General features: G+C 51.0%; 9 protein-coding genes and 1 pseudogene. 2 read left to right on the forward strand and 8 right to left on the reverse strand.

The window, feature by feature from the left end:
- Positions 1 to 85 precede the first annotated feature (85 nt).
- Both V8J63_RS27465 and V8J63_RS27925 read right to left on the reverse strand, forming a co-directional pair.
- Positions 86 to 718, reverse strand: coding sequence for an SMI1/KNR4 family protein (locus V8J63_RS27465; protein WP_241149652.1), 633 nt, complete (start codon positions 716 to 718; stop codon positions 86 to 88).
- A 3-nt stretch (positions 719 to 721) separates the two neighbouring features.
- Positions 722 to 1,030, reverse strand: a complete 309-nt coding sequence (locus tag V8J63_RS27925; protein WP_122746048.1) for a NucA/NucB deoxyribonuclease domain-containing protein — start codon at positions 1,028 to 1,030, stop codon at positions 722 to 724.
- 40 nt (positions 1,031 to 1,070) lie between these two features.
- Here V8J63_RS27925 and V8J63_RS27470 point away from each other — a divergent pair.
- A pseudogene (locus tag V8J63_RS27470) lies at positions 1,071 to 1,319 on the forward strand (LLM class flavin-dependent oxidoreductase); the annotation flags it as partial.
- A 93-nt stretch (positions 1,320 to 1,412) separates the two neighbouring features.
- Here the strand turns inward: V8J63_RS27470 and V8J63_RS27475 are convergent.
- The 4 genes from V8J63_RS27475 to V8J63_RS27490 form a co-directional block, all read right to left on the reverse strand.
- Positions 1,413 to 1,757 (reverse strand): hypothetical protein, encoded by a 345-nt coding sequence (locus V8J63_RS27475; protein WP_125918766.1) that lies wholly within the window; start codon positions 1,755 to 1,757, stop codon positions 1,413 to 1,415.
- 239 nt (positions 1,758 to 1,996) lie between these two features.
- A complete protein-coding gene (locus V8J63_RS27480) occupies positions 1,997 to 2,581 on the reverse strand; it encodes a hypothetical protein (RefSeq protein WP_336464956.1) in 585 nt (194 codons plus the stop codon).
- A 247-nt stretch (positions 2,582 to 2,828) separates the two neighbouring features.
- Positions 2,829 to 3,287, reverse strand: coding sequence for a hypothetical protein (locus V8J63_RS27485; protein WP_125918764.1), 459 nt, complete (start codon positions 3,285 to 3,287; stop codon positions 2,829 to 2,831).
- Between the two features lie 63 nt (positions 3,288 to 3,350).
- Positions 3,351 to 4,769, reverse strand: a complete 1,419-nt coding sequence (locus tag V8J63_RS27490) for a DUF637 domain-containing protein (RefSeq protein WP_336464957.1) — start codon at positions 4,767 to 4,769, stop codon at positions 3,351 to 3,353.
- A 121-nt stretch (positions 4,770 to 4,890) separates the two neighbouring features.
- Here V8J63_RS27490 and V8J63_RS27495 point away from each other — a divergent pair, with 121 nt between their 5' ends.
- A complete protein-coding gene (locus tag V8J63_RS27495; RefSeq protein ID WP_122746724.1) occupies positions 4,891 to 5,205 on the forward strand; it encodes a helix-turn-helix domain-containing protein in 315 nt (104 codons plus the stop codon).
- A gap of 434 nt (positions 5,206 to 5,639) precedes the next feature.
- On the opposite strand, the gene V8J63_RS27500 is transcribed toward V8J63_RS27495, so the two are convergent.
- A complete protein-coding gene (locus V8J63_RS27500) occupies positions 5,640 to 6,098 on the reverse strand; it encodes a hypothetical protein (protein WP_122746725.1) in 459 nt (152 codons plus the stop codon).
- Positions 6,099 to 7,817 (reverse strand): DUF637 domain-containing protein (locus V8J63_RS27505; protein WP_336464958.1); only part of this gene is annotated, 1,719 nt, incomplete at its 5' end. It abuts the gene before it with no gap.

The raw sequence follows: 7,817 nt of genomic DNA on the forward strand, positions 1-7,817 counted from the left end.
TCCATTTTCGAGCTCAAAGCCTCCATATACGCAGTCAAATGTGACGAGGGAATCAAACATCGCTGAAACTATCATTTGTCTCCTGTCAGTCCAGACTGAATTTAACCTGAGTACCGTCTGGTAAATTTTTAATCTTATCGGCTATATCGGCTCTGAGCCGCATGCCTTCTACAGCATCGGCAACATATAAATTATCCAAGGAAAAATCACCGCCCATTACAAAAGGCACTTTGGGCAGCAAACGCATCCCAGCACGAACTGGACCATTGCGCTTTTGCCACTGATGAGCCAACGGATAGCCTGTCAATACTTCATAGTCGTGCAGAACTATTTCAGCCCAGCTTTCAACATCCGCAGCCAAGTACTCTAACGAGCCAGTTTCCGGATCAAAAATGTAGATACTCCCATCCTTGATACAGAACTGTCCACCAAAGATATCTTCAGCAAAAAAGACACCGTTATCGGCTAGGCCTTTGTAGCTAGTGCGCCACAGGTCAGCGTGATTCCAATCAGATATGCCTATTTCACTTTGGCTGGAGTCGCTTGGAAAAACATGCAGCGCGCCTTCAAAAGCATAGAAGCCATTGCGCTGACGCAGCACATTAAGAAGTTGTTCCGCCGAAGCCCCTGCCATGTTGCGTATTGGCCCAGACAGTTGTGGTTCACGCGCACTCAAGGACGAACTTGCAATCGATAACAACTTATCCAGATTATTCATAATCTAATCTATCACCTCTATTCTAACCTTCGTCCCGTTAGGCAACTCTCTGCATTGAGCGCCAATACAAGCGCCTGCTCCACGGTTATCACCAGCGGTGATATGCCTTACTGAGGCTTCCCGCCCCCCTTCCTGGAACATGGCGGGCGGATATTCATCACGGTCGAGGCCCGGTTTTGTTTCAATTCCGCGCAAAGAATCAAGCCTGCGCGCTGCCGCATTATCTCGATCAATGGTCAACGTGTCAGGCTTTCCTGCCCCGATGGCATCTTCAATATGTTGCGCCGACTCGGGGAAACGGGAACAGAACACGTTCTGGAGTGCCTTCTAAACGTGGTCTTTCCCTGATTATCTGCCAGTCAACGGCTTTCTTGCGCCAAGTCCGGAAGAGAAGTTTGCCGGACGTCCGGAGTTTGAACTGGAGAGCCTGCACAAGACGGCGATGATCGGCACGCCGGAAGAGATCATTCCGCGGATCAAGTACTACCAGGAACTGGGCGTGGATGAGTTCAGTTTCTGGTGTGACAACAGCTTGCCGCATGAAGAGAAGAAGAAACCGCTGGAGTTGTTTATCAGGGATGTGGTGCCGGCGTTTCGCTAAAGGTTTCGCAGGTTAAACCAAAAAAACGCCCCGCTTCAGACGGGGCATTTTTTTGGAAACAGGCACCAACTCGTGCAACCTGGCTTTCGCAGCCTATTCGCCGCTGACATCCTCGCTGAGCACTTTGAAGGAGTGGAAGTTGAAGGCTATTTTTTCTTCTTCCTCATCAACCAGCTCATACCGTATACGATCCAGTCCGCCTTCAACCCTCGACACGCAAAGATCCATGAACTGTGTCAGGCCACCACCAAATCCCCGCACGTTCAGACCGCCCACGTTAAAAAATATGACCGCGATAGTCGCTGCTCCAGGATCCGCAGACTTCGCCAGCGTCATCAACAGGTTGTAACCGGTAAGTCCATCTTCGGAATCCAGGTGAAGACTTTCCACATAAACGTATTCACGCAGAAAGCCATTCAGTGCTTCAACATTGTTCAATGGTTGATCCTCGTGTGCTTTAAGCTCCAGATATTGCAGCCGACAACCTGCCCTGATTTTGATTCACACCCTATTACCGGCAGCAATCATCAGAATGCGTACAGCTCCATACAACTGATTATCCGACGTACCGTTCACCTATCCGACACTTCGGTAATATCCAATTGACAGAAAAGGCAAAAAAGAGGTAGCCCGTAAAAAATGGGACAGTCCACATATGTTAATGATCAGCATTTATTTTATAAAAAACGAACTTTCCAAAAATCCTTACCTGCATCCACCCAATACTTTTCTCGTGACGGAATCAAGTAGCTGAAATCGCCAGATTCAGCAATCCAGTCCGAATGCACATACTCCTCATGAAATCGGCCGTCATCCATGTGCATGAAAATTTTTCGATCAAAATTCACGTAAAACAGTGGAAGCCTCGAGCGTATGACATTTGCATTTTTGAACAGCTCCGAATCCAGACCTTCGCCTGTGAGATAGTAGTTTTCAATTTTTTCAAAAACATTCGGCTTAGCCCCAATAAAGCGTTGCAATTCGGAAGACGACAAAATCTTTACGCTCGGCCCATGAAGATACGAAGGAAAGCTCTCGGAAGTCATCTTCAAGATACCATTTCTGAATTTCAGGCAGGATCGTTCGTATTGCTCTTGCGTGATAGTTCCGTTACTCAATGACGCTCTAAGACTCTTGTCAACGTCAAGAGTAAAATTACACTTCTTGTCAACAATCCAGTAACACTGAGCTGACTGAACAAAAAAACCGATACTTTTTTCGCCGTCCCACAGGTCATCAAAAACGTCTTGATCAATGGTCATTTCTTAAACTCTTTTAAAAATTCTTCTTGCGTATAGACACGAACATTACTCGCACTGTTTTCGAGTAGCGACTCCCATATCTTCGGCAACTCCAGGGAGTAACCTAGTTGGCCCTCATCGACTCTCTTGGGTGCATCACGCTCCCTAGGGCCATCGCCGTGCTGAGGTATCACTCTGTCCATACTTTTCTTATGAGTCTTGGCATCGATATCGAAGACCACTACGGAGCCATCAGGACGCTTGTTCGTCAAGTAGTAGGTTGCGTGGTCAGCATTGCCAACACCGACACACAGTTGGCCCGTACACCCAGGATTAATGGTGATGCTCCCGTCGTCATTGGCGGTAATTCGATTCTGGCTCGTCTTAAACCCTGTTCCCCACCTTCTACCCGGAAATAGGTTACGTTTTCCGCCGAGTCGCTTTTGGTATTTCCTGCGTTGCCTTTCGGAGCAGTGGATTCGGCCTCCTCTGTCGATCCAGCAGGCCCTCCCTTGGGTTTATTCTTACCGCCTCCTGCGGTCTTAATCGTCGGAGCCATCCCAGACACTGACATCGCCAAGCCTTCAACAGCAGCCATCGCCATTTCGTGGCTGATGCCAAGTGTTTGGACCAGTGTGTCCGCAATCGCAGCGACTGAATGTCCAGCGGTGATGCCCGCCAGCATATTCTGGAACCCGTGATTTTCCGCGATCAGCAGATCGAACATCTTGGCTGCTTCGGGCGATGCCGAGGCTGCCAGGTCTTTCAATTTTTGAGTTTTTGCCTCGGCCTATGCAACAATCCTTGAAAGGCCTTCGCAGCTACCAGAATTAGCCGCACATTGAGCAACTGCCTCGATGTCTTGCTTTTGGCTCAGAGCGTGATATTCGGCGTACTTCGTATTCGCGCATGCAGCGTCATTGCCACAGGCGGACAAATCGTGCGCCGCTCGCTCGAGGTCAGAATGCGAGAGGTAATTGTATTGGGTCGCAGTAGCCGCGATATTTGCTGCTATGTTTGGGTCTGTGTCGGCAATCACGGCGGAGAGCACTGCGATCAGTTGCGACATCGCCAAAAGATTAGCTTTGGCCTGATCGGCTCCCGGCATGTTTGGGTCGTAATTTTCCGGCAGTATCAGGTCCGCAAGATACTGAACCATTGCTTCGTTGGCACCTCCAGCCAACGCGCCTGTCTTGAAGTCCCCGCCCAAGGCCATGGACTTCAACCCGCCCACCAATGCATGTGCTGCAATCTTCGTTGGACTGCCTTCCACCAGATTGAGGCTACCAACCTTATTGGCGGCGATAGCTCCGCCAATATCGATTACAGCTCCCAATAGATTGTTGACGAAATTGTCGCCCAGGCTTCCGCCCTGCAATGCGGTTTGAGCCAACGTATCAGCGCTGGTTTTGAGAATCACCTGGCCTGCACTATTCCAGTCAAAACCAAGTTCTGTCGGGTTATAACCCAGGCCATTCCCAATGCCGCCCAACATCCCGGAGAGCACATACCCCTGAAGATTTTCGCTGCTGAAAACGTCCTTGAGAACTGAGCCTAGATCGCCTTTGTTGCTGATGGCGCTGTTTGCAGCGGTAGTTTCGACTGCGATCAACACAGCGTTGGCGAAGCCCGCAGAGAACGTGCCAGCAGTTGCGCCTATCAATCCTGCGCCTGCCCCCCCGGTGACTGCAGCTAGCAGGATAGCCAGGGCCAGTTGTGCGGCGACACCAAGTCCAGATGTCGAGTATTTGAAACTCTTGTGTATTTCTTCGACACGACGCCAGTCAACATCTCCCCGAGCCTCCGCATCCTTCAACCACGCCAGTTGCGGATCAGCCTTGACCATCGCATCAATGGTCTGGCTGACGGACTCCTGACTCACATCCTTGATGTCAATCTTCAGCCCATCGACCGCTTTCAGGACGATGTTGCCCTTGGCGATCATCTGCGTCTGGCGCAGGGTTTCGTCGGTGTTGCCGCGACCCTTGGCCGAGACCCATGCGGCGTTGTTGTTGGTTTTGGTATGGCTCTCGTCATGCAGATCCTTCACCCCTTCGAAGGTGATGGCGCCGCCGCTGTCGAGGAGGATGTCCTTGCCGCTGTCGAGTTTGGCCACCTGGTAATGCTGGTCGCCCAGGCTGACCAGAGACAGGTTGCCGCCGCTCTTGATTTCGCTGCCGACCTGGGTGGGGAAACGGGGATAGACCACGTTTTGGAGTGCCTTCTAAACGTGGTCTGTCCCCATTTACCCCGGCGGTGCTGGCGATGACGTTGATGTCGCGACCGGCATCGAGCCTCAGGTCGCCGCCGCCTTTTACGCTTGACTCCAATTGAAAGGTCTGTCCCCATTTATCCCGTCAGTGCACGTTAATCAGATTCGGCGTTATGAGGCAGGGACGGCGCAACCAACCTTAGAAGCCCTAATTCGGCTTGCTCAGGCTCTGCACGTCAGTTTGGATGATTTGGTATTCGCTGAAGGAGAACGCGGGCCGTCCGACGACTTGCGCCTCCGCTTTGAGGCCGTCAGCCATATGCCCGAAGCCGAGAAATCAGTGATCAAGGCACTGCTCGACGGGATGATTCTTAAGTACCAGGCATCAAAAGTCATGGGGGCGGATAACAGCAGCCGACCACCCAATGCGTAATCAAAAAAAAGGGCCGATCTGAAAGAGTAAACCGGCCCCCCATACTTCGCTGCTGCGTATAGCCAAAGCTATACGTCATACGTCAGTGTTTATCGGGTGAAACCTGCATTTCGTATTACAAGTGTGTAGCAGCACCTAGAAGACATAAACCGGACAACTAATTGATACATATAGAAAATATCCACCTCGCAAGAGCTGCGTGTTGTGTATTGAGATTTTGCTCCTGTTAAGGGGCGAAAAATCATGCTCAAAAAAGGGCGTATTGAGCAGCTAGACCGTAGGTCGTCAGGGTGGGTGCAAAAGGGATGCAACTTAACTGCAGAACGGATGCAAATAGGATGCAAGAAGGCGGCAAAACGGATGCAGATAGGGTGCAAAAACACCGGCGCAAGGCCGGTGTCGAAAGTGTCAGATCAAGTTGAAACTTCTACAACTCACCAAACCTCATGGGTCTCGGCTCTGTAATTATTTTCAATACGCTCAACAAGCAATGGTGCACTGATAATTCCTCTTGTGGAATGCTTCAGCTCTTCCGAGCTAATCTCCCTCTCCAGCCGAAGTGCTTCGCTTCCATTCCATAGCCAAATAGAGCCTCCCGGCCCGCCATTCCTGGAACGGAACGTAGGAAACACTTGTAACCTTTCGGGAACCGGAACATTTGCCACAACGGATAGAAGGCCTTGATTTACCGCACTTTGAACAACAAAAAATGCGGAAAATTGTGGTTCACCATCAACAACAACCGAAAAATCTTTTGGTTTCTCATTATGAAATCCGGGGAAAATACGTATTAAAAAACCAAATTCCGGATGTTTATGAGTAACTTGCGCATATGCGACACCCTGCGAGGTTAACACCTGCAAAATGTCGCCCAGCTTCACCTTCTTAGCCATTTAAAATCCTTCATATCCAGCTTTTTTTAGCAGCTCGGCGCCGCGTATCAAACCCTGCCCATACTTAGTCGGGTTTTTGACAGACGATATAGAGTTAATCTTATTGATTAACGTGCCGCCATCTTTACCAAGGCCATGGTAGTCGATCAGTGTTTGCTCGACTGCCCGTGCGTCAGCACGTGAAAGGTTCTGTAAACCCTCTATTCTGTCAATTGTGATGCCTTTTTCTCTGAGGTGAGCTTGACCGCGCTTAACTATATCGTCGGTTATTCCAACATAACGAGTCACGCCATCAACAACACAGTTATAAACACAGGTCTTTCCGCCTATAGAGGCAACTTCACCTGCGCCTTTTGAATCAACCCACTTTCCTTCAACCCACTCGACAGCTTTCCCACCAATGTGAGCAGTCAAGAGTCCGGTAACAGCGTCAAAAGCCATACCACCCAATTCCTGGGCGGAGGCAGTCGCTACTTTATCAAATTCTTTTTCCAGCGTATGCGACGGGATCGGACTGGTTATCCAATCCTTAAACCCCAGAGCTAGCCCGCCAATACCGTTTGCGATTGCACCAATCGTGTCAAAAGGTGATGAGACGGCATTCCAGAAGGATTCCGCTGTTTTGACTGCTCCACCTGGCCATGCAGCAACTATTCCACGAACGCTAGTACCCCCTTCTCTGGCCAGAAATCCCGGATCCAGCGAAGGAGGGTAAACAGTCGTAAGCTCTTTTGGGTCAATGCCTGCAAAATAATTGGCCTTGGCGGCATTGTATTGCTCAAGCGTCCATCCTTCTTGTAGTGCTTGTAGCTGAATCTTGCGCCCGAACTCCTCCATATCACGTTGTCTTTCGGCATCCAATGCCGCTGTTGCCCGGGTGATATTGTCCCGGCACCCTTGAGCGCCCTCTCCCGAACCACAAGCTGCTCGAGCTCTGTCCGCCGCGACAACGTCTCTATGTAACAGCCAGTTGTACTGAGTGGCATTCTTCGCAATATTTGCACCCTGCTGCAGATCACCATCCACCGCTGCGGCAGCAACGAGCCCGGTTAGCTGCGACATCATCAAGTGCAACTGATCATTGCCACCAGCGAACTTCACAAGGACATTCATCGCCGCTTCGTTCAACCCGGCAGCCGCCGCACCAGTAGCAAAATCCCCACCCATCGCCTCGGAAAGCAAGCCCCCCATCAGCGCATGCGCGACAACTTTTACTACGCCACCTTCCGGGAACTTGATCGTTTGATCGCCAACGAAATTGAACCCGGTCGCCATCGCGACACTGCCCGCTTCTCCCAGCAACGCGGAACCAAAGTTGTCAGCAAAACTTCCGCCACCAATGGTGGTAGAGATGCCACTGGAAATGAACGCGCGACCCGCAGTTCGGATCGCTACGTCGGTAAAATTACTGCTGGTCAGAATACTTGCGGCTTTGCTGCCCCCCGCTGCAAACCAATTGGCATCGGCATAATCAAGCATGCCTGCGGTGAAGCCAGCGATAGCTGCGTTCTTGAGACTGTCGGCGCTGAATGTTTCCTTGAAAGCAGCGCCGAGATTCCCTTTGTTGCTGATCGTGCTTGTCACGCCCGTCGTAGCGAGGGTTGTGGCGAATGCGCCGCCGAAGCCACCGCCGACCAAGCCCAGTCCTGCCGGCCCCATCACAAAAGACATCATGATGGCGATGGCAATTTGCGCCGCTGGCCCGATGCCCGAGTTCTC

The sequence above is a fragment of the Pseudomonas sp. CCNWLW23 genome (genome assembly GCF_037095675.1).
GTDB lineage: Bacteria > Pseudomonadota > Gammaproteobacteria > Pseudomonadales > Pseudomonadaceae > Aquipseudomonas > Aquipseudomonas atacamensis.

Bases quoted from the DNA above. Each gene is read 5' to 3' on its own strand.
- V8J63_RS27465 (WP_241149652.1), bottom strand. From the start codon at position 718: ATGAATAATCTGGATAAGTTGTTATCGATTGCAAGTTCGTCCTTGAGT.
- V8J63_RS27480 (WP_336464956.1), bottom strand. From the start codon at position 2,581: ATGACCATTGATCAAGACGTTTTTGATGACCTGTGGGACGGCGAAAAA.
- V8J63_RS27485 (WP_125918764.1), bottom strand. From the start codon at position 3,287: ATGTTCGATCTGCTGATCGCGGAAAATCACGGGTTCCAGAATATGCTG.
- V8J63_RS27500 (WP_122746725.1), bottom strand. From the start codon at position 6,098: ATGGCTAAGAAGGTGAAGCTGGGCGACATTTTGCAGGTGTTAACCTCG.